Below are 22311 nucleotides of genomic sequence, written 5' to 3'. Positions count from 1 at the left end.
CGGGCCGCTTCCCGGCCGGCAACCTACGGGCCTTTGCCCGCGCCCGGCGCGGGCTCTCGTGTGTCTCAGCGGATACTGCCTCGGTATTCGCCTCTGGCGACCATCGCGTCATGCGGCGGTCGCCTTTTTTTGCGCGCCATCGCGCGCCGCGCCGTTTCATCCCGCCAAACAATGCGGCGCTTCGCATACCGGCTTGTACGCCGAACTTCCGCCGCTCATCCGAAAACGCAGGCAGCCTGAATCGACGCGCGTCCCTCACGAGCCGTCTGAATATTCAGATTAACGCCATCAATAATCCAATTGAATAGCCAATGAAATAAAACGCGGCAGCCGCCACGCATGCCGCGGATTTTCCTCAGACCGAGCCGCACAGGATCATTTCATATTTCTCACCAATTCCCGACTCGATTCATGCCAACACAATCAAAAGTTAATTTATTTGCAATTATCTTGTAAATATTAATTTCACCTCCTAGCATGGCTTTGCAGTTCACAGTACCTCTCTTGCTTAGTGGTTGCATTCAATAAACTTTCAATAATTGCGCATTCATTATCTGGAGGATTACATGAAGAAACTGTCTCGCCTGCTGTCGGTCGCCGCGATTTCCCTTGCCAGCTTCAGCGCATTTGCGCAAGCCGGCGACCAGCAGGCCACAGTCGACCGGGCGCTGCAACTGATCCAGCAGAACCCGTCCAGCTTCAACCTGGCCGCCGGCAGTGCCGCGCGCACGCTCAAGTTCGCGAAGACGAACGTGCCGACGGACGGCGATCAATTCGAGGTACGCGACGTGATCGTCGACCCCGACGGCACCGAGCACGTGCGCTTCGACCGCTTCTACGCGGGCCTGCCCGTGATCGGCGGTGACGTGGTCGTCCATTCGAGCAAGGGGCAGCTGAAGCAGGCGAGCGTGACCCAGTCCGTGCCGATCGATCTTGCCGGCAAGATCGGCAAGATCGGCGACCGCTTCGTGGTGCGCAACGCGCCCGACGTGGGCGCAGCCGTGGCCCGGCGTGCCGCTTCCACGCGCTTCGGTGCGCAGGTGCGCCGCGTCGAAGGGCCGGAGCTCGTCGTGTTCGCGCGCGACACCGCGCCGACGCTGGCCTACGCGGTGCGCGTATACGGCAAGTCGAACGACGTGCACGGCGATGCGGTGCTGTACTACGTCGACGCCCGCACGGGCGCCGTGCTCGATGCGCAGGACCTGATCAAGACCGCCGCCGCGACCGGCACCGGCCGCTCGCTGTACTACGGCAACCTGACGCTGACCACCGACCAGACAGGCACGAACGCGTACCGGATGCTCGATCCGAATCGCGGCGGCGGCTCCGTGTACGACGGCCGCGGCCTGTCCTCGGACGATGTCGCGCAATCCACTGACCTGCCGATCTTCACGAGCAGCACGAACGTGTGGGGCAACAACGCGACCACCGACCGGCAGACCGTCGCCGCCGACATCGATTACGGTCTGGCGTTAACTTGGGATTACTACAAGACGACGCACAACCGCAACGGCATCTTCAACGACGGGCGCGGCGTGAAGAGTTTCGCGCACGTGGTGTTCGACACCGGCAGCGGCACGACCGGCGCGAACGCGGCGTGGCTGGGGGACACGCGCATGATGGTGTACGGCGACGGTGAACCTGGCACCCGTCTGCCGAAGCCGGTCGTGTCGGTCGACGTGGCCGGACACGAAATGAGCCACGGCGTGACCGAGGCCACGGCCAACCTGAACTATTCGGGCGACGCGGGTGGGCTGAACGAATCGACTTCCGACATTTTCGGCACGCTCGTCAAGTTCTACGCGAACAACCCGAACGATCCCGGCAACTACGTGATCGGTGCGCGCGTGGTGAGCGGCGGCCTGCGCAAGATGTACAAGCAGGACCTCGATGGCCGGTCGTTCAGCTGTTACCCGTCCGGTGGATTCTCGTGGTCGAATCCGCGCCACGATCCGCATTTCACGTCGGGCGTCGGCAACCGCCTTTTCTACCTGCTGGCCGAAGGCCCGACGGTGCCGTCGACCGATACCGGACTGTCGAGGAGCCAGCTGGTCTGCAACGGCGACACGACCTTCACCGGGTTGGGCCGCGAGAAAGCCGGCAAGATCTGGTACCGGACGCTGACCGTGTATCTGAACGCCAACTCCAGCTACCCGAACGCGCGGCGTGCATCGATCCAGGCGGCGAACGACCTGTACGGCGCGAATTCGGTTGAGAGCGCAACGGTTGCGCGCGCATGGAGCGCTGCCGGCGTGAACTGACGGCAGCACGCGCGTGCGTCAGCGGCCTGACGCACGCGCGGCCGAATTTCCACGCGTGCTCACCGGCTCCGTTCGCCGGCCCCTTTAAGCTTCAACGCGATTTCCAGCTTCGCGATCCATGCCGTGTGATCGAGCCTGGCGCCCAGGATGTTTTCGATCCGCTCGCGACGGTGATCCAGCGTGTCCGGATGAACGCCGAGCGCCGCGGCGGTCACTTTCCGGCGCTGCATATTGGCGGGGTAAGGTCAACCAGCCTCGGGCGAGGTGATGAGTGACGTTTTCGCGCACCGGCGCGCCCGGTGCCATTTCCATCGCCGGAAATGCAAAAACCCCCGCCTTTTGGGCGGGGGTTTCTGGCTTAGGGAGCCTGACGATTACCTACTTTCACACGGGAATCCGCACTATCATCGGCGTAGAGTCGTTTCACGGTCCTGTTCGGGATGGGAAGGGGTGGGACCGACTCGCTATGGTCATCAGGCAAAGAGGGTTGTTGTGCTGGCTTCGCAGCACAACCAATCTTGGAAGAAGCAGTAATTAGGTTGTGTGTATCACACACGAGAATCCAACCGTCCGACGCGCTCTGTAGCGCGAAACAGACTTGTTATAGGATCAAGCCTTACGGGCAATTAGTATCAGTTAGCTGAACGCATTACTGCGCTTACACACCTGACCTATCAACGTCCTGGTCTCGAACGACCCTTCAAGGGGATCTAGTCCCCAGGGATATCTCATCTTAAGGCGAGTTTCCCGCTTAGATGCTTTCAGCGGTTATCTCTTCCGAACATAGCTACCCGGCGATGCCACTGGCGTGACAACCGGTACACCAGAGGTTCGTCCACTCCGGTCCTCTCGTACTAGGAGCAGCCCCCTTCAAATATCCAACGCCCACGGCAGATAGGGACCAAACTGTCTCACGACGTTTTAAACCCAGCTCACGTACCTCTTTAAATGGCGAACAGCCATACCCTTGGGACCGGCTACAGCCCCAGGATGAGATGAGCCGACATCGAGGTGCCAAACACCGCCGTCGATATGAACTCTTGGGCGGTATCAGCCTGTTATCCCCAGAGTACCTTTTATCCGTTGAGCGATGGCCCTTCCATACAGAACCACCGGATCACTATGACCTGCTTTCGCACCTGCTCGACTTGTCGGTCTCGCAGTTAAGCACGCTTATGCCATTGCACTATCAGCACGATTTCCGACCGTACCTAGCGTACCTTCGTACTCCTCCGTTACGCTTTGGGAGGAGACCGCCCCAGTCAAACTGCCTACCATGCACTGTCCCCGACCCGGATCACGGGCCAAGGTTAGAACCTCAAACAAACCAGGGTGGTATTTCAAGGACGGCTCCACCGAAACTGGCGTTCCGGTTTCATAGCCTCCCACCTATCCTACACAGATCGGTTCAAAGTCCAATGCAAAGCTACAGTAAAGGTTCATGGGGTCTTTCCGTCTAGCCGCGGGTAGATTGCATCATCACAAACACTTCAACTTCGCTGAGTCTCGGGAGGAGACAGTGTGGCCATCGTTACGCCATTCGTGCAGGTCGGAACTTACCCGACAAGGAATTTCGCTACCTTAGGACCGTTATAGTTACGGCCGCCGTTTACCGGGACTTCAATCAAGAGCTTGCACCCCATCATTTAATCTTCCGGCACCGGGCAGGCGTCACACCCTATACGTCCACTTTCGTGTTTGCAGAGTGCTGTGTTTTTATTAAACAGTCGCAGCCACCAGTTTATTGCAACCCCTTCACCCTCCTGGCGCAGGCCAGTCAAGCTACAAGGGCGTACCTTATCCCGAAGTTACGGTACCAATTTGCCGAGTTCCTTCTCCCGAGTTCTCTCAAGCGCCTTAGAATACTCATCTCGCCCACCTGTGTCGGTTTGCGGTACGGTCATCGTTAGACTGAAGCTTAGAGGCTTTTCTTGGAACCACTTCCAATTGCTTCGCGCCCTAGAGCGCTCGCGCCACACCCTTGAATCCTGCGCCCGGATTTGCCTAAGCGCCTTCTCCAATGCAGCGACCGGGACTTCCAACACCCGGACAACCTTCCGCGATCCGTCCCCCCATCGCATCTAACGACGGTGCAGGAATATTGACCTGCTTCCCATCAGCTACGCATTTCTGCCTCGCCTTAGGGGCCGACTCACCCTACGCCGATGAACGTTGCGTAGGAAACCTTGGGCTTACGGCGAGGGGGCCTTTCACCCCCTTTATCGCTACTCATGTCAGCATTCGCACTTCCGATACCTCCAGCACCCTTTACAAGGCACCTTCGCAGGCTTACGGAACGCTCTCCTACCATGCGTACACTCCTTCAAATCCACCGCTCATCACACCGCAACGATCATTGTTGGGTGCTTTGTCGCCACTGCGTGGCGACAAGCTCGGTGCACTTGAAGGAGTGCACGCATCCGCAGCTTCGGTATATGGCTTAGCCCCGTTACATCTTCCGCGCAGGACGACTCGATCAGTGAGCTATTACGCTTTCTTTAAAGGGTGGCTGCTTCTAAGCCAACCTCCTGACTGTTTTAGCCTTCCCACTTCGTTTCCCACTTAGCCATATTTGGGGACCTTAGCTGGCGGTCTGGGTTGTTTCCCTCTTGACACCGGACGTTAGCACCCGATGTCTGTCTCCCGTGATTGCACTCTTCGGTATTCGGAGTTTGCTATGGCGGGGTAATCTGCAATAGACCCCCCAACCATGACAGTGCTCTACCCCCGAAGGTGAGACACGAGGCACTACCTAAATAGTTTTCGGAGAGAACCAGCTATTTCCAGGTTTGTTTAGCCTTTCACCCCTATCCACAGCTCATCCCCTAACTTTTCAACGTTAGTGGGTTCGGACCTCCAGTACGTGTTACCGCACCTTCATCCTGGCCATGGATAGATCACCTGGTTTCGGGTCTACGCCCAGCAACTGAACGCCCTATTCGGACTCGCTTTCGCTACGCCTGCCCTATACGGTTAAGCTTGCTACTGAACGTAAGTCGCTGACCCATTATACAAAAGGTACGCCGTCACCCCTTACGAGGCTCCGACTGTTTGTATGCATGCGGTTTCAGGATCTATTTCACTCCCCTCCCGGGGTTCTTTTCGCCTTTCCCTCACGGTACTGGTTCACTATCGGTCGATCACGAGTATTTAGCCTTGGAGGATGGTCCCCCCATCTTCAGACAGGATTTCACGTGTCCCGCCCTACTTGTCGTACACCTAGTTCTTTCATACTGTTTTCGCCTACAGGGCTATCACCTGCTATGGCCGCACTTTCCAGAGCGTTCGGCTAACAATACAAATAAAGAGTACAAGGCTCATCCCATTTCGCTCGCCACTACTTTGGGAATCTCGGTTGATTTCTTTTCCTGCGGTTACTTAGATGTTTCAGTTCACCGCGTTCGCTTCGCATGGCCTATGTATTCAGCCATGGATACTCCATACGGAGTGGGTTTCCCCATTCGGACATCTACGGATCAAAGCTTGTTTGCCAGCTCCCCGTAGCTTTTCGCAGGCTACCGCGTCCTTCATCGCCTGTGATCGCCAAGGCATCCACCACATGCACTTGTTCGCTTGACCCTATAACGAGTCTGTCTCGTTACAGGTTGAGTTCTCGCGTTGTGCCGTATTCCAATTGAGCCGAACATGAAGTTCGAATCATCTTGAGATACATCGATACAATCACAACCCGGATAGTTTCCACGTCCATCTCAAAGACGCTTGCGCTATCCAAATTACTTACTTCTTCCAGATTGTTAAAGAACGACAGCCGATACAGTTACCTGCATCACTCTGACTGGCTCAATCGCCAATGCCAAATCCTCGGTTCGCTTTCGAACCAAGCACTTCGCATTGAAGATTGTGGTGGAGGCAGACGGGATCGAACCGACGACCCCCTGCTTGCAAAGCAGGTGCTCTCCCAGCTGAGCTATGCCCCCATGTGTACAGAGACTCTCAGGTTTCCACGTCAGACAATGGTGGGTCTGGTTGGATTCGAACCAACGACCCCCGCCTTATCAAGACGGTGCTCTAACCGACTGAGCTACAGACCCCTGAGTCTGTCCTAATTTACAGCCGATAAGCGTGAGCGCTCAACTTGTGCGAGATAGCTCTGGAAAGGAGGTGATCCAGCCGCACCTTCCGATACGGCTACCTTGTTACGACTTCACCCCAGTCATGAATCCTACCGTGGTGACCGTCCTCCTTGCGGTTAGACTAGCCACTTCTGGTAAAACCCACTCCCATGGTGTGACGGGCGGTGTGTACAAGACCCGGGAACGTATTCACCGCGGCATGCTGATCCGCGATTACTAGCGATTCCAGCTTCATGCACTCGAGTTGCAGAGTGCAATCCGGACTACGATCGGTTTTCTGGGATTAGCTCCCCCTCGCGGGTTGGCGACCCTCTGTTCCGACCATTGTATGACGTGTGAAGCCCTACCCATAAGGGCCATGAGGACTTGACGTCATCCCCACCTTCCTCCGGTTTGTCACCGGCAGTCTCCTTAGAGTGCTCTTGCGTAGCAACTAAGGACAAGGGTTGCGCTCGTTGCGGGACTTAACCCAACATCTCACGACACGAGCTGACGACAGCCATGCAGCACCTGTGCGCCGGTTCTCTTTCGAGCACTCCCGAATCTCTTCAGGATTCCGACCATGTCAAGGGTAGGTAAGGTTTTTCGCGTTGCATCGAATTAATCCACATCATCCACCGCTTGTGCGGGTCCCCGTCAATTCCTTTGAGTTTTAATCTTGCGACCGTACTCCCCAGGCGGTCAACTTCACGCGTTAGCTACGTTACTAAGGAAATGAATCCCCAACAACTAGTTGACATCGTTTAGGGCGTGGACTACCAGGGTATCTAATCCTGTTTGCTCCCCACGCTTTCGTGCATGAGCGTCAGTATTGGCCCAGGGGGCTGCCTTCGCCATCGGTATTCCTCCACATCTCTACGCATTTCACTGCTACACGTGGAATTCTACCCCCCTCTGCCATACTCTAGCCCGCCAGTCACCAATGCAGTTCCCAGGTTGAGCCCGGGGATTTCACATCGGTCTTAGCGAACCGCCTGCGCACGCTTTACGCCCAGTAATTCCGATTAACGCTCGCACCCTACGTATTACCGCGGCTGCTGGCACGTAGTTAGCCGGTGCTTATTCTTCCGGTACCGTCATCCCCCGATCGTATTAGGACCAGGGATTTCTTTCCGGACAAAAGTGCTTTACAACCCGAAGGCCTTCTTCACACACGCGGCATTGCTGGATCAGGGTTGCCCCCATTGTCCAAAATTCCCCACTGCTGCCTCCCGTAGGAGTCTGGGCCGTGTCTCAGTCCCAGTGTGGCTGGTCGTCCTCTCAGACCAGCTACTGATCGTCGCCTTGGTAGGCCTTTACCCCACCAACTAGCTAATCAGCCATCGGCCAACCCTATAGCGCGAGGCCCGAAGGTCCCCCGCTTTCATCCGTGGATCGTATGCGGTATTAATCCGGCTTTCGCCGGGCTATCCCCCACTACAGGACATGTTCCGATGTATTACTCACCCGTTCGCCACTCGCCACCAGGCCGAAGCCCGTGCTGCCGTTCGACTTGCATGTGTAAGGCATGCCGCCAGCGTTCAATCTGAGCCAGGATCAAACTCTTCAGTTCAAACCTGTTACTGTTTTCGGTTCCGTAGAACCGGTCGCTCACTCAAAGCTGACAGGAATATGAATTGCTTCATAAACCTGACTTACTTTAGTGTGAGACTCTTGATACTTTTGCTAATCCGATCTGACGATCGGCTCGCTGTCATCAAGCGCCCACACTTATCGGCTGTTAATTTTTAAAGAACGTGTCCGCGAGAAAACCGTCTTTCTCAGCAGCGCTGCGTTGTCAGCAGCAGAGAAGCGAAATTATGAACACTGTTTCGCAGCTCGTCAACAACTTTTTTACTAGCTCGTTGCGACTGCGGGGTTCATCTTCCTTCCCCCTTCCGCGCCGCGTTGCCGTCAGCGCGAAAGAGGCGTGATTCTAGGCACCTCCCGCGCCAAGCGCAAGGGGGTTCGCGAAATAAATTCAAAAGCCCCCGTGCGCTGCCGCGCACGGGGGCTTTTGCGTTGACGCGCCCTCTATATATAGGAGGAGAACGCGTAGCCGATCAAACGATCAGTCGTCGTCGCGGCTCGCCACCTTCTGCGTGCGACCCTTGAGCTTCGGATACGGCTTCGAGCCCATCATGCCCTTCCACAGCACGCGGTTGAACTGATCCGCCGGCACCTCGTCGGCATCGTCGAAGTTGAACTTCGCCGTTACCTTCGCCCAATACGCCGCGTCATGCTTCGGCGTGACGTCCGACCCGGCCGCGTATTGCACGCTCGCGTCCGTTCCCTGGGCCAGTTGCAGGCCGGTGGTCTTCAGCACCGTCGATGCGACGGCCGTATAGCCCCACGAAGCCGGACCGTGCACGTCGAACACGTCAGTCATCGGGCGCTGGTACGCGGTGTTCAGGTTCATGTGCTGCGTGCCGAGCACGTCCTCGATCGTGCGCAGCGCGTTGACCTGGCTGTAACGCGTCTTGATCACCGCGCCCTGCTTCACGTACGGCCCGATGATGTACGCGGGCCCGCGGTGCGAATCCACGTGATCGGGACCGTCCTGCACGTCGTCCTCGGTCACGACGATCAGCGTGTCGTTCGCATACGGGCTCTTCGCGACGACCTCGACGAGCCGGCCGACCGCCAGATCATTGTCCGCCTGCTGCGTTTCCGGCGTGTTCACGCCGGCGAACGCCGTGCCGAACGCCCCCATGTGATCGTGGGACAGACGCACCAGCGACAGCGTCGGCAGGTTGCCTCCCGCGACGTACTGGTCGAACTCGTGCTTCCACTCGTTCAGACGCCACTGATCCGGATAGGTCTGGTCGAAGCCGCGGAAGTACACATCGGTCATCGACGCGAGCCTCGGATCGAGCGCGGCAACCTGGACGACGCCTGCCGCGCGCGGATCCGTGATCGGGCTCGCGGCCGTGCCGATGCTGCCGATGTTGTTCACGAGGAAGCCGTAATTGCGGACCGTGCCGCCGGCGGCGAGCACCGCGTCGAAGATATAGCCTCGCTGGCGGCCGAACGGCGCATCGGACGACGCGTGATTGCCGGTGCCCAGCAGCAGGTTTGCCGCGCCGCCCGGAAGGCCGGCGGCGGCATTGCTGTAGTTCGTGCTGCCGGCCGGGCCCGCCGCCGCATCGCGTTGCTGCACCGTATCCCAGTTGACCGGCACGTTGCGGTTCGAGCCCTCGCTCTCATAGGACAGGCCGCGGTTGACCGCCGCGTAGTTGATCTGCTGGGTAATCGTCTCGGTGTTGGTGACCCGCCCCTGGAGCGCCCACGACCAGCCGTCCATGCTGCCGTCGCCCGGGTTCATGAAATTGTCGAGCGTCACGAACTGGCTCGCCAGGCGATGGAAGTTCGGCGTGATGCTCCGGCCGAACTGGGCCAGCCGCGGGTCGCCGTTGGCGCCATTGCCGATGTCGCCGAGCACCTGGTCGAACGTGCGGTTTTCCTTGACGACGTAGATCACATGCTTGATGTGGCGACGCAGGAAACCCATCACTTCATTGTCCTGGGCGTTTTCCTCCGGACGATAGAAGTTGTTGCGCGCGGCCTGCTGCGTCAGCTTCGGCAACTCGTTGGCCGCCGGCACCGGCGCGCTCACGAGCGACGCGCGCTCGAGCTGGAACTGGTACTCGTTCGACGCGCGCGACGCGGCGGCCTGCGCCGGGGTCGCACCGAACAGATGGTCCGGATTCGGGCCGGTCGCACTCTTGCCGTTGACCACATACATCCACGTACCGTCGGCGCTGAACGTCACGTCATGCGGCTCGAAGGCGGTCGGGATCAGTCCGGTGACGCGATATGCGCGCGGGCCGACGAGCGGGATGACGGCGATCTCATTCGCGCCGGCGTTGGTCGCGTAAAGCGTGCGGCCGTCGCGCGACAGCGTGACCGAGTACGTCGCCGCACCGGTGTGCGCCTGGCCATGCGCCAGCACGCCGGCCGGCGCACGCGCGTCGATCCGGGTCACGACCGCATTGCTGTTCGTATCGATCACCGCGACCTGGTCGGCGTTGTCCTGCGCGACGAACAGCATCGATTGCGACGCGTCGAGCGTCATGCCGAGCGCGCTGCCGTCCAGCTTGATGCGCTTGATCAGGCGGCCGTGGGACGGCGACGCGATATCGATCGCGACGATTTCGCGATCGCGATCCGACGACACGTACGCGACACCGTTGCCCTTGACGACCACCGCGAACGGAAAGGTGCCGCCGGCTTCGCCGTTCCGTCCTTCGTTGCCGGAGAAGAACGGACGCAGGTCGTGCTCGTAACGCACGCTGTTGGTCGCGGTATCGATCACGCTGATCGAATCGTTGTAATTGTTCGCGACGACGAGCGTCTTGCCGTCGGACGACAGCGCGAGACCGGCCGCGTTCGGCTGGACGCGAATGCCGACGCCCTTGCCGTTGTGGCCGAGCGCGATCGTGCCCGACAGCGCCCATGCGCCGCCTTGCCGGGCGTAGACGTAAACCGCGTCGTCGCTGCCGCCCGTCGCGTAGAGCTTGCTGCCGTCGTGCGAAAAGGCCAGGCCGACGAACGCGTTGGTCTGCTGGAGCACCTGCTTCAGCGCGGGGCGGGCCTTGTTCGCGCCCGAAACGTCGTACAGGAAGATGTATTGCGTCGAGTTCGCGGTGTCGACCGTGCCGTCCGGCCGGTACAGCGAATTCTGTCCGGCGGTGATGATCGCCAGCGTCTTGCCGTCCGGGCTCAGTTGCGAGCGCACCGCTTCGCCCGCGACGAAATGCGGGTAGGCAGGCAAGCCCGGATTCAGAAACTGCTGGACCGCGCCGCGCACGGCCAGCGGCGTGACGAACTGACCGCTCGGCACGCGGGCGGCATCGGCGGCGCCGAAACCATCGGCGCGAGCCGGTGACGCAAGAAGCACGGCGGACATGACGGCTCCGAGCCGGAGCACGCGCTTGACGTTGCAGTGTTTCATAGGATTCCTCATGACATGGAGGGAGACGGATATCGTCTGACATGATCGAGGCTTCGTCAGGCCGTGTCGCGCTGCGTCGAGGGTCCGTGCCAGTCGATCGAATGTCTCGTGCCGACGATCGTCGGCGCCCCGGCATTACAGCTCCGCCCAATGTCAAGCGGATGACCGGTCCCGTTCCGGCCCGGTCAATTACATATGGTTACAGCAAAGACGTTTCCATGACAGCGATAACGATGCTGCGGTCAGCGCCTGCGGACCAGCATGTCGGACGTGAGCTCGCCGCAGCCGTTCGCGCCCACCATCGCCATGTTGCGATCGATCTCTTCCTGCAGCAGCCGGATCGCATGCGTCACGCCGGCCTCACCCGCGACGGCAGCCGCATAATTGAACGGGCGTCCCACGAACACCATGCGCGCGCCCAGCGCCAGCGCCTTGAGCACGTCCGCCCCCCGCCGAAAACCGCTGTCGACCATCACCGGATACTCGCTGCCCACGGCTTGCACCACGTCCCGCAGGATCCGCATCGGCGACGTAGCGCCGTCGAGTTGGCGACCGCCATGATTGGACAGAATGACCCCGTCCGCGCCCGCCTCGCGCGCGATGACGGCATCGTCCACGCTGAGGATGCCCTTGATCACCAGCTCGCCCTTCCATTGCTGTCGAATTCGCGTCAGGTGTTCCCAGTTGAGATGGTCGCGTGCGGAGAAGTCCCGCAGCACGTTGGCGGAGAGGATCGGCGCGCCGCGCGTGGCGAAGGAGTTCTCGAAATGCGGCATGCCGTGCGCGAGCAACGTCCGGGCGAAGGTGCCCAGCAGCCAGCGCGGCCGCGTCAGCCCATCCCAGCAAAGACGCAGGCTGGGGCGCAGCGGAGTCGAGAATCCCGCACGGACGTTGTTTTCGCGATTGGCGGACACGGGGATGTCGACCGTGATCACGAGCGTCCGGTAGCCGGCCCGCGCCACGCGTTCGAGCAGCGCGCTGATGCGGGCATGATCGCCCGGAATGTACGCCTGAAACCACGTTCCCGGCGCAGCCTCGGCAACGTCTTCCAACGGAATGAGCGACGAGCCGCTCATGATCGACACGATCCCGGCCGCCTTCGCTGCGCGCGCCAGCACGATATCGCCGCGATAGGCCGACAGCGCATGGATCCCCATCGGCGCGATGCCGAAAGGCGACGCAAAACGCTGACCGAACAATTCGACCGTCTGTTGCCGCTGGGAAACGTCACGCAGTACGCGCGTCAGCAACCCGTACTCGTCGAACACGGCACGGTTGTCGTCGCGCGTGCGGTTGTCCTCCGCCGCACCGCTGACGTAGCCGAAGATCGGGCGCGGCAAGATCCGCCGCGCCCGGGCCTCGAAGTCGTGCAGGCTCAGCACGTTCCGCAAGGCACGGGGCGACACGCTGGCGCCGGACGCAGGTTGACGCGCTTCCGCGATTCGAGAAGTAACGGTGGTCATCAATGAGTTTCCGTGAAACGACGCTGCCATTCTAGGTAGCTGCATCATCGAATAAAAGCGATAATATTCAAACGATCTCGTTCTATAAAAGCGAAAGACAATGGCTACTCCGACTCTCAAGCAGCTCGACGCGTTCTACTGGGCGGCGACCTGCGCCAACTTCTCGACCGCGGCGCAACGGCTGCATCTGTCGGTGTCGTCGCTGTCCAAGCGCATCAACGAGCTGGAGCAGGCCACGGGGCGCGTGCTGTTCGACCGCAGCGGCCATCGAGCCGTATTGACGGAAGATGGCGAGACGTTGCTGCCCGCCGCGATCCGGGTGCTGGAATCCGTGGCTGCGCTGCAGGATGCGTTCGCGCAAGACAAGGGCTTGACCGGCCGCCTGCGCTTCGGCGTCGGCGAACTGTCGGCGCTGACGTGGCTGCCGCGCTTCGTGGCGGCCGTCCAGAAATTGCATCCGCAATTGAAGCTGGAGCCGTACGTCGACGTCGGCGCCGTGCTCGAAGCCAAGGTCGATGCGGGTGAGCTCGACTTCGCGGTGATCGCCGGCCGGTCGTCGCGCAGCAGCGTGCTGTCGCAGCCGGTGGCGGAAGCGCGGTTCGCGTGGATGGCGTCGGAGCGACTGGTCGGCAGCGCGCGCACGTTGACGCCCGCGTTGCTGGAACGACACCCGCTCGTCACGTTGCCCGCCGGCGCCGGTACGACGCACATCCTGGACGAGTGGTTGCTGGCGACCGGCGTCAACCATGCGCGCCGTATCACGTGCAACAACTGGAGTGCGGTGGCCGGCATGCTGGGCGAAGGCGTCGGCATCGGCTTCCTGCCTGCCGATTGGGCCGCCGCGCACACGGACGCGGCGTTGGTGCGACTGGCGAGCAAGCCCGCGTTGTCGCCGCTGCCCTATGCGTTCCAGTGGCGCCGCGGCGACGTGCGCGGGCTGATTCCGTCGATGCTGTCGCTGGTGCGGCAGTACGCGGATTTTCGCTAGCCCAACCAGCGGCGCGTTGCAGCGTCGGTCGCACGGTCGCGATGCTCAATCCTGATCGATGCAGGAGACCTGCTTGGGATCGGGCATCCACAGGTAGCACAGCAGCGACACGAGCACGCATGCCGACACGTAGTAGAAGAACCACGCTTCGTGTCCGATGCTCTTCATCCACAGCGCGACGTATTCGGCCGTTCCGCCGAACAGCGACACCGTGATCGCGTACGGCAACCCGACGCCCAGTGCGCGCACGCCGACCGGAAACAGTTCGGCCTTGGCCACGGCGCTGACCGATGAATACAGGCTGACGATCAGCAGCGCAGCCAATATCAGCATGAGCGCGCCCCCGATGCTCTGAACCCTGGTCAGTTCGTGGAAGATCGGCACGGTGCAGAGCGTGCCGAGTACGCCGAACGCGATCAGCAGCGGGCGGCGGCCGATCCTGTCGGACAGGCTGCCGAACACCGGCTGCAGCAACACGAACACGATCAGGCTGATCACGGAGACCATCGATGCGTCGGCCTTGCTCATCCCCGCGCTGTTGACGAGGAATTTCTGCATGTACGTCGTATACGCATAGAACGCGACCGTGCCGCCGAGCGTCAGGCCGGCCACGATCAGGCACTCGCGTTTGTGCTTGAACAATGCCGCAAGGGAAGGCGGCGGGCGCTTGTGCTTGCGTGCCAGTTCGAACGACTCGGTTTCTTCCATGTTACGGCGCAGCAGGATCGCCGCGCAGGACGCCAACGCCCCGATGAGGAACGGGATGCGCCATCCCCAGCTTTCGAGTTGCGCGGTGGTCAGGAAAAACTGCTGCAGCACGACCAGCACGCCCATCGCGAGCAACTGGCCGAGCGACAGCGTCGCGAACAGGAAGCTCGAATAGAAGCCGCGGTTCGTCTTGTCGGCCATCTCGCTCAGGTACGTTGCCGAACTCGCGTATTCGCCGCCAAGACTCAACCCCTGCATGAGACGCGCGGCGACCAGCAGAATCGGCGCCGCCAGGCCTATGCTGTTGTAGCCCGGCGTCAGGCCGATGATCAACGAGCCCGCGCACATCGCCAGCACCGAAACGAGCAAGGCTGCCTTGCGCCCCTTGCGATCGGCATACAGGCCCACCAGCCAGCCGCCGATGGGACGCATGACGAAGCCGACCGCAAAGATGGCCGCGGTATTGAGCAACTGGACCGTCTGGCTTCCGCTCGGGAAGAAGACCTTGGCGAAGTACAGCGAAAACGCGGAATACACGTACCAGTCGTAATACTCGATGAGGTTGCCTACCGATCCGCTGAAGATGGAGCGCAGGTGCGCGAATGTCCCGGTCTGCCGGACGCCGGCGGTCGGTGCGAGGGGGCTGGCTTTGGGCACGTCAAGTCTCCGTTTCGGTTATTTCAATTGCGCGCACGGATGGCCGACGACGGCGCGCAATTGGGTGCCGTGAGAGTAAACGGAGGCACTGAGCCACGAAAAGCGAAAAAAATTGAACGAATTTGTTCGCCAAACCGAAATGCCGTGACGGTTGCCTCCGTAACAGGCAACCGTTCCGCCGACATCTCCAAAGCGCTACGCTCCAGCGGCAGCCCACGGCTCCGCGAGCGGGTACTCGCACACCAGGTCGATGGGCTTCAAAAGCCTGTGCCGCGTCGATTTGGGGGATAGAGCCGCCCCGCAAGCCCGCGAGCAATGATTTCCTGCGGATGCACGACATTTCCCTCTCCGCCGGACGAAATGGTTTGCCGACTGGATCATATGGCCTTGTTGCGCGAGCAATCGCGAGACAGGGGTATCGCCCTCGCCAGGGATTTCCATACACACGACGAGATTGCTTCGGGTCGCCTGCCGGATACTCCCGCCACTTTGCGGTGTTAGCATCATGGAAGGAGCGTGTTCGTAAAGCGGAACCTTGACGGACATGACTGAAACGAAACATGAACGAGCATCGCGTCCGTGGAATTCCTTTTTTTTCCGTTGTTCATTCTCGTCGGGCTCATCGTACTTATATCCCCATGGGTTGCCGTGGCAGGCACCCTCATCTGGCTGTCCTGCTTCGTATTCAACGTATCCACTCCGCAAAACCGGAAGCGGCTCCGCTTGAAAAGGAAACGTTGGTGGTGGCTGACGGCATGCATCCTGCTGATCCTCGATGCAGCACTTGTTCCCAAAATCCGGGAAAGCCACGAAAGGCAGATGAACGACTATCGGATGAAGATTTCATACACCGGAAACGATTCGGTTTTAACAAAAACCGACATTGAATATCATGGATTATTGATCCCGGCCGGATCGATAGTGGAGTGCCTTGGATACGACTATGGAACCTTCGATCGCTTAACCGCCCTCAATCCGGCAGACGAGCTTTGTGCCGCGCGATTTTCCCGTCCGGTAACCGCGCAAGGAATCGAGTTCATTGCGCTTGTCCCGGACGGCTACAACGGCACCAACCTACATAACTATGGATACGTAGAGCTCTCCAAGGATCAGGAGATAAACGGCCAATCCTGCAAGAAAGGAGACATGGCGCACTACACCACACCCGGAGTTTCATTCAGGGAACCTCTCGACCCGGAAAAGTGGAAATTCGAAGGATGCGGAAACGATGAAAAACCCATCCGGCTGACCGCTGCTCCTCCGCCACCGAAACCGGGATTTTGGGATGCCTTTTTCGATGCGCTATTGCCTCATCCGGGCGGATTTTACTGTTGCTGAAAATTATTCCGGGAAGAAACTTGCGGAGCGCTACCCCGCAAAATCGAACGGTGTAGTCAGCAGCATTTACTGCCTGGATGCCGGTGCCGCTTGCTTCGGACGCCGTGCGAGCGTCTCCGCTACGTCCAAAGCGACCTCGATGAAGGCGCGTGCAGCGGCCGTTTGGTAGGCGCCCTTGCGCTGCATGAGGACCGCCGTTCGTTGCAGCGGCAACGGGTCCAGGGCGACGGCGGCCAGATCGTCCCTCCCTCGCGCGATCGTCGCCGGCAGCAAGGTGGACAAACGGGTTCTTTGAATGACCTCGATCACCGCGCTGATCGAATTGACCTCCATGAGCACCTGAGGACGCAGGTCGTTCTGGCGGCAATAGCGATCGATATGCTCGCGCGTCGCGAATTCAGCACTCAGCAAGATCAGCGATTCGTCGTTCAGTGCGCTCACGCGAACCGAGCGCCGCTTCGCCAATGGATGATGCCGCCCCACGACCAGGGCAAGCGTCTCGACCAGCAAGCGTTGCGCGTCGATGTCCTGCGAGCGGACCTCTTCGAATGCAATGCCGACGTCGAGTTCGTCGTCGACCAGCAATTCTTCCATGCGCTCCTGGGACATCTCGCGCACCGTCAACGTGACGCCGGGGTAACGACCGTGAAACGATTCGACCAGCGGCCCGATGAGATAGGACGTGAACGTCGGCGTCACGGCAATACGCAGCGAGCCTCGGCTCAGGTCCCCCACGTCGTGGATCGCGCGCTTGCCTTCCTCCAGGCCCTGCAACGCACGGCGCGCATATCGGCAGTACACGTCGCCGGCGTCGGTCAGCCGCGTCATTCGCCCCGTGCGATCGAAGAGCTGCGCCCCGAGGCTTTCCTCCAGCTGCTTGATCTGCTGCGACAAGGCCGGCTGGGACACATGCAACGCAGCAGCGGCACGCGTGAAGCTGTGATGTTCCGCAACGGCCAGGAAGTATCTGATGTGGCGTACGAGCATGTCGGCATCACATAAGCAAATCAAATCGGTCGCATAATAAATCGGTATTTTTCCTTATGCAAGTCGACGCGTAATCTTCGGTTCATCGTATCGCCCAACGCGATTGCCCACGGAGGATTCGCCATGAAGGACATCATCGAAGGCTTCCTGAAGTTCCAGCGCGACGCCTTTCCCAAGCGCGCCGAACTGTTCAAGGACCTCGCCACGCACCAGAACCCTCGCGCACTGTTCATCTCGTGCTCGGACAGCCGGCTCGTGCCCGAACTCGTCACGCAGCGCGAACCGGGCGACCTGTTCGTGATCCGCAATGCCGGCAACATCGTGCCGTCGTACGGCCCCGAGCCGGGCGGCGTGTCGGCGTCCGTCGAATACGCGGTTGCGGCTCTGCGCGTATCGGACATCGTGATCTGCGGACATTCGGACTGCGGCGCAATGACCGCGATCGCCACCTGCACATGCATGGATCACATGCCGGCGGTGGGCAGCTGGCTGCGTTATGCCGATTCGGCGCGCGTCGTGAACGAGGCGCGCACCCACGAGAGCGCGCATCACCGGGTGGATGCAATGGTGCGGGAGAACGTGATCGCGCAGCTCGCGAACATCCAGACGCATCCGTCCGTACGCCTGGCCCTCGGCGAGGAGCGCGTTGCGCTCCACGGCTGGATCTATGACATCGAAAGCGGTCGCATCGACGCGTTCGATGGCGCCACCCGCAGATTCGTCTCCCTGGCGGACCATCCCGAGGTCCGTGCTACCCCTCATCAGCTCGTGGCAGCTGTTTGATTTCCGTCCCTCACCCAAGGAGATATCACTATGATCCAATCCCAAGCCAGCAAGAACGCTCGCCTCGACCTGGCAGACGCCATCCTCCTCGTCAAGGCCAGGAAGAACCTGTCGTTCGCGCAGCTCACCGAAGGCACGGGCCTGAGCGAAGCGTTCGTGACGGCCGCGCTGCTCGGCCAGCACGCGCTGCCGGCCGATGCTGCCGTGCACGTCGGCAAGAAGCTGGACCTCGACGCCGATGCCGTGGCGCTGCTGCAGACGATCCCGCTGCGCGGCAGCATCGACGATCGCGTGCCGACCGACCCGACCATTTACCGCTTCTACGAAATGCTGCAGGTGTACGGCACGACGCTGAAGGCACTCGTTCACGAGAAGTTCGGCGACGGCATCATCAGCGCGATCAATTTCCGGCTCGACGTGAAGAAGGTCGACGATCCCGAAGGCGGTTCGCGCGCGGTGATCACGCTCGACGGCAAGTACCTGCCGACCAAGCCGTTCTGACTCCCCGTCGAAACGACACGGCTGGCGCGTCCGTCGGTGTGTTCAGTATGACTTGCCGCCGACGGTGGCCGATTCCAGTTCGCGCGTCAGGATCTGGATGCCGCCGATATCCGCGACCGACTTGACCATACCGACGCCTGGCGCCAGCCAGTCGTCCGCGGTCGTCGTGCTCGTTCGAACCGGATTGGACAGGGTCTCGGTGGTGCGGTAGTGGCACGCGTCATCGAAGACCTTGCCGTTTTTGAGGCTCACTGTTTCCCGGGCGACATACGCACGCTGTATCGATATCGATGTTTGCGCCCCGCCTGACGGAATGACGGGCGTATTCACATAAGTCGCCGTCTCGCTCCCCGAAAGCCCGATCGTCTCGACATACGGCGGCGAGTTCACGTCGCGCAGCGCCAGGGTTCCGGAGCTGTAGACCTCGCCACCGTAATTCGTGCGCACGCCATTGCCGACGAGATAGTAGTGGTTGGTCTGGATGGGCGAGCCGGATGACGTTTCAGCCTGCTGTTCGAGCGTGCATTGGCCGAATTCGGGACCGCGTACGCGCCCATTTCGGATGTCGCGATCCGCTATCGCCGCAAGATGGTCGAATGGATCGGCGAACTGCTCGCGGATCTCGTCTCGCCCGAGACGGCAAAGCGGCTGGCGGCCGTCTATATGATGCTGCTGGACGGTGCGACAGTGGAAGCGAGAGCGTTCAACGATTCGGCGTCTGCCGGGCGAGCGTGGCAAGCCGCAAAATCGCTTCTGGAACAGGAAATGCGGGCCGATGCCGAGCACGCGAAACACGCGGACGCCCATACGCAACACGCGTGACAAGTTTTCCGTGTAGGTAGCAGGTCGAATCTCGAAGCACGGCAAATCCAGGCTAATCAGAGTTCTGCAAAATCATCTGTCGTGTGCCGGCGATGGCATGCGCTGGTCGACGTCGTTGGGTCCGCTTTCGGTGACGCATTCCTCAATGCGATCGATGCCGCGACCGACGCCGCGCCGGTCCGATCGAACCGGCGCGGCCAAACGGCTCTCACGCGGCGCGCGATCGACGTCGGCGCCTCATCGAGCGATCGAACGCCGGGATGGTCACGACGCCGCGCCCTTCACGGCATTCACGGCATTGGCGGCATTCCCCGCCGCCGTCTCCGTCGAGCCGCGCCGCGGCGTGTCGCCGCCGGCCGCGCGCGCTTCCCACCAGTATTTGCCCGCGCGCTGCTGCGGATCGCGGATCGCGAGATACGTCGTACTCCAGAGCTGCGCCGCGTTCGCCTCGGTGGCGTCCGCGCTGCGCGTGCCGAACGCCTCCGTCCGGTATTGCCCGTTCGCGTACGACCACGACCACATCTCGGTCGAGCGCATGTCCTTCGCGTTCGCGATCACCTGCCAGATCTGCTGGCGCGCCTGCGTGAGCAGCGTGCGCACGTCGCTCGGCAAATCGGTGCGCGCGAGCTGACGGTCGAGGCCCGCGACCCACATCGCCTGCTGCCACGACCAGATCACCGTGCCGTGATAGGCGGAACTCGTGAAGCGCGGCCACAGCGTCGGGTCCGCGTACGCCGGATTCGCGATCAGCATGCCGGCATCGGTCACGAGCCCGGCCGGGAACGGCCGCGTGACGTCGGTGACGATGCGCGCGAGCAGCGCGGGCGACGGATTGCCGAACAGCAGCACAAAGCCGCCGTCCGAGTGCATGATCGGAATCGGGTTGCCGCTCGCGTCAAGCGCGATCGCATCGAACTGCAACGCCGTGTTCGGCACCACGCCGGCCGGCACGCCCGCCTGCGGCGCATAGGCGGCGAGCTTCGCGCGCGCGTCGTTCGGCGTGACGGCCACCTGGAAGTACAGCGGCGCGGCGCGCTCCCAGACATCGGCCGCCGCGCCCGCGTTCGCGAGCACGGCGCGCTGGTCGGCGCTCAGGTACGGGTCGAGCAACCCGCGCGCGAGGAAGTTGCTCGTCGCGCGCAACGCGGCCGGCACGAGCACCGCGTTCACGTCATACGGGTAGACGCCGCCGCCGAGCCCGTCGGTGCTGTCGCGCCAGTTGCCGACGATCTCGCCGGGCCGCAGGTGGATCAGGTTCGCGACCGACGGCTGCTGCGCGAACGGCTGCGCGGTCTGCGCGACGCGCAGCAGATTGGCGACGAAGCGGCTGCCGTTCGTCACGCCATCGCCGCCCTTTTGTGCGAGATACTCGGCCGCGCGCGTTTGCCCGCGCGGATCCTCGATCAGCCAGTCCTCCATGATCGGCGCGAGCAGGTAGTCGCTGTCGATCATCTTGTAGTCGTAGGTCGGCGTCGGATCGTTCGGCTTCCCGTTCTTCTGGTTGTCGACCAGCGCGAATTCGCCGATGCCTTCCTCGTGCGCGACCTTGCCGTCGGTCGACAGCCGGCTCAGCACCGAGCCGAGCCCGGCCTCGATCACGTCGGGCTGCAGCACCGGCATCAGCATGCGGACCGAGATCAGCGTGTCGCGGCCGAAGTAGGTGTCGTACTGCCACGAGCCGGCCAGCAGCTTGTCGTGGAAGCTCAGGAATTCGAGCACGTTCTGGCTCAGCGGATCGGGATTGACCGCCGGCGTGAACAGATTCGCGTGCGTGATCGGCTGCAGCGGCGTCTCGCCGCTGAACGCCTCGATTCGCAGCCGCAACGCCGGCGCGCCGGATGGCGATTGCAGCAGCAGCTTGCCGGCGCCGTCAGCGGCGATCGCATTGCCGTCGATCGCCGTGACGCGCAGCGCGTAGCCCGGCGCACCGTCGACGCGATTGCGCTGCCATAGCGCGACGTTGCCGGACACGGACGGCGGCGCGACGATGTCGGACGGCACGGTCGCGCCGCCGTTGAAGTCGCGCAGGAAGCGCACGGAGCTGAGCAGCGCCTGCCGGATCGACAGGTGGTTCGTATCGGCCGATACGTCGACGCGGATGCCGTACAGCATCCGGCCCGACGCGTCCTGCGTGGTCGTGGGTGAAATCGGCGTGTCCTGGCTCCAGTTGACCGGCTGCGCGGTGTCGTCGAACCACAGCCCCGTGCCGCTGTTGCCGGCGGGGAAGACCACGAGCAGGCGCGGTTTCGTCGACGAGCGCACCAGCAGGTGCGCGGCGACCTTGTCCTGCCGGTAGAACGCGTTGATCTGGCCGCCGCGGTCGAGCCGGAACGCGAGCGCGGATGCGGGCGGATCGCCGCCGCCGGAAATGTCGTCGTGATCGGAGCAGCTCGCGAGAAAGGCAATGAAAAAGGCGAATAAATAGCTGAAGACTTTCCTCGTATCAAGACGCGCCTTCATATCTCCTCCATTTGCTCGTGGGCAAGGGAAATCGTGTCGAAGAGCCCGATGAACGGGCGTCGCCTGGCGGCGAAGGCACTGCTGATTGACGCTTGAATCGGGATGCTGATGCTCGCGGGATCGTGATGCGGATCGCGTGCCGACGCGGCAATGCGTGGTGGCTGTGCGCGTTGCGCGTGTAGCCGTAGCCGCATGGGCCGGCGAGCCGCTGCTGCTGCCGGATGCGGGCCGGGTGGAGTGCGGATGATGCGCACCGCGCTCGCCGTGTGCGGCGCGAGCCTGTCGCACATCGGCGGAAACATTTGGACTTCGGCTA

13 protein-coding genes, 2 tRNA genes and 3 rRNA genes are annotated in these 22311 nt (G+C 61.4%); 5 read left to right on the top strand and 13 right to left on the bottom strand.

Annotated features, from left to right (window positions below):
• Nucleotides 1-566 precede the first annotated feature (566 nt).
• Nucleotides 567-2261, top strand: a complete 1695-nt coding sequence (locus WT26_RS21015) for a M4 family metallopeptidase (RefSeq protein WP_069275100.1) — start codon at nucleotides 567-569, stop codon at nucleotides 2259-2261.
• A 59-nt stretch (nucleotides 2262-2320) separates the two neighbouring features.
• On the opposite strand, the gene WT26_RS36055 is transcribed toward WT26_RS21015, so the two are convergent.
• The 8 genes from WT26_RS36055 to WT26_RS20980 form a co-directional block, all read right to left on the bottom strand.
• Entirely contained in the window at nucleotides 2321-2491 is a 171-nt protein-coding gene (locus WT26_RS36055; RefSeq protein ID WP_080433277.1) for a helix-turn-helix domain-containing protein, read from the bottom strand.
• Between the two features lie 135 nt (nucleotides 2492-2626).
• Nucleotides 2627-2739, bottom strand: a 5S ribosomal RNA gene (rrf, locus tag WT26_RS21010).
• Nucleotides 2740-2866: 127 nt separating this feature from the next.
• Nucleotides 2867-5840, bottom strand: a 23S ribosomal RNA gene (locus WT26_RS21005).
• Nucleotides 5841-6123: 283 nt separating this feature from the next.
• Nucleotides 6124-6199 (bottom strand) — tRNA-Ala (locus WT26_RS21000).
• Nucleotides 6200-6236: 37 nt separating this feature from the next.
• Nucleotides 6237-6313: transfer RNA gene (locus WT26_RS20995), tRNA-Ile, on the bottom strand.
• 63 nt (nucleotides 6314-6376) lie between these two features.
• Nucleotides 6377-7907: ribosomal RNA gene (locus WT26_RS20990) — 16S ribosomal RNA — on the bottom strand.
• The 16S, 23S and 5S rRNA genes sit together here with 2 tRNA genes alongside, the layout of an rRNA operon.
• A gap of 498 nt (nucleotides 7908-8405) precedes the next feature.
• The gene (locus WT26_RS20985; RefSeq protein WP_080485703.1) at nucleotides 8406-11288 is read right to left on the bottom strand and encodes a bifunctional YncE family protein/alkaline phosphatase family protein; all 2883 of its coding nucleotides are present in this window, start codon (nucleotides 11286-11288) and stop codon (nucleotides 8406-8408) included.
• Between the two features lie 242 nt (nucleotides 11289-11530).
• A complete protein-coding gene (locus WT26_RS20980; RefSeq protein WP_069273854.1) occupies nucleotides 11531-12751 on the bottom strand; it encodes an alpha-hydroxy acid oxidase in 1221 nt (406 codons plus the stop codon).
• Between the two features lie 100 nt (nucleotides 12752-12851).
• Between WT26_RS20980 and WT26_RS20975 the strand changes: the two genes are divergently transcribed.
• Entirely contained in the window at nucleotides 12852-13739 is an 888-nt protein-coding gene (locus WT26_RS20975) for a LysR family transcriptional regulator (protein WP_069273853.1), read from the top strand.
• Between the two features lie 45 nt (nucleotides 13740-13784).
• Here the strand turns inward: WT26_RS20975 and WT26_RS20970 are convergent, their stop codons facing one another.
• Nucleotides 13785-15104, bottom strand: coding sequence for an MFS transporter (locus WT26_RS20970; RefSeq protein ID WP_069273852.1), 1320 nt, complete (start codon nucleotides 15102-15104; stop codon nucleotides 13785-13787).
• A gap of 579 nt (nucleotides 15105-15683) precedes the next feature.
• On the opposite strand from WT26_RS20970, the gene WT26_RS37425 reads away from it, so the two are divergent.
• Entirely contained in the window at nucleotides 15684-16442 is a 759-nt protein-coding gene (locus WT26_RS37425; protein WP_155123156.1) for a hypothetical protein, read from the top strand.
• A 66-nt stretch (nucleotides 16443-16508) separates the two neighbouring features.
• Here WT26_RS37425 and cynR read toward each other — a convergent pair whose 3' ends face one another.
• Nucleotides 16509-17429, bottom strand: a complete 921-nt coding sequence (gene cynR, locus WT26_RS20965; protein ID WP_069273851.1) for a transcriptional regulator CynR — start codon at nucleotides 17427-17429, stop codon at nucleotides 16509-16511.
• A gap of 123 nt (nucleotides 17430-17552) precedes the next feature.
• On the opposite strand from cynR, the gene WT26_RS20960 reads away from it, so the two are divergent.
• Both WT26_RS20960 and cynS read left to right on the top strand, forming a co-directional pair.
• Entirely contained in the window at nucleotides 17553-18212 is a 660-nt protein-coding gene (locus WT26_RS20960; RefSeq protein WP_069273850.1) for a carbonic anhydrase, read from the top strand.
• Between the two features lie 30 nt (nucleotides 18213-18242).
• A complete protein-coding gene (gene cynS / locus WT26_RS20955; protein ID WP_069273849.1) occupies nucleotides 18243-18713 on the top strand; it encodes a cyanase in 471 nt (156 codons plus the stop codon).
• 42 nt (nucleotides 18714-18755) lie between these two features.
• Here the strand turns inward: cynS and WT26_RS38480 are convergent, their stop codons facing one another.
• From WT26_RS38480 to WT26_RS37420, 3 genes are all read right to left on the bottom strand, one after another.
• Nucleotides 18756-19520, bottom strand: coding sequence for a hypothetical protein (locus tag WT26_RS38480; RefSeq protein WP_230461698.1), 765 nt, complete (start codon nucleotides 19518-19520; stop codon nucleotides 18756-18758).
• A 279-nt stretch (nucleotides 19521-19799) separates the two neighbouring features.
• Nucleotides 19800-21995, bottom strand: a complete 2196-nt coding sequence (locus WT26_RS20940) for a hypothetical protein (RefSeq protein ID WP_069273848.1) — start codon at nucleotides 21993-21995, stop codon at nucleotides 19800-19802.
• The gene (locus WT26_RS37420; protein ID WP_155123155.1) at nucleotides 21992-22297 is read right to left on the bottom strand and encodes a hypothetical protein; all 306 of its coding nucleotides are present in this window, start codon (nucleotides 22295-22297) and stop codon (nucleotides 21992-21994) included. Before WT26_RS37420 ends, WT26_RS20940 begins: the two co-directional genes overlap by 4 nt.
• Nucleotides 22298-22311: the final 14 nt, after the last annotated feature.

Origin of the sequence: Burkholderia cepacia, from assembly GCF_001718835.1 — a bacterium.
Lineage (GTDB): Bacteria > Pseudomonadota > Gammaproteobacteria > Burkholderiales > Burkholderiaceae > Burkholderia > Burkholderia cepacia_F.
The sequence above is the reverse complement of the archived record's forward strand: the minus strand, read 5'-3'. Positions and strand labels throughout refer to the sequence as shown.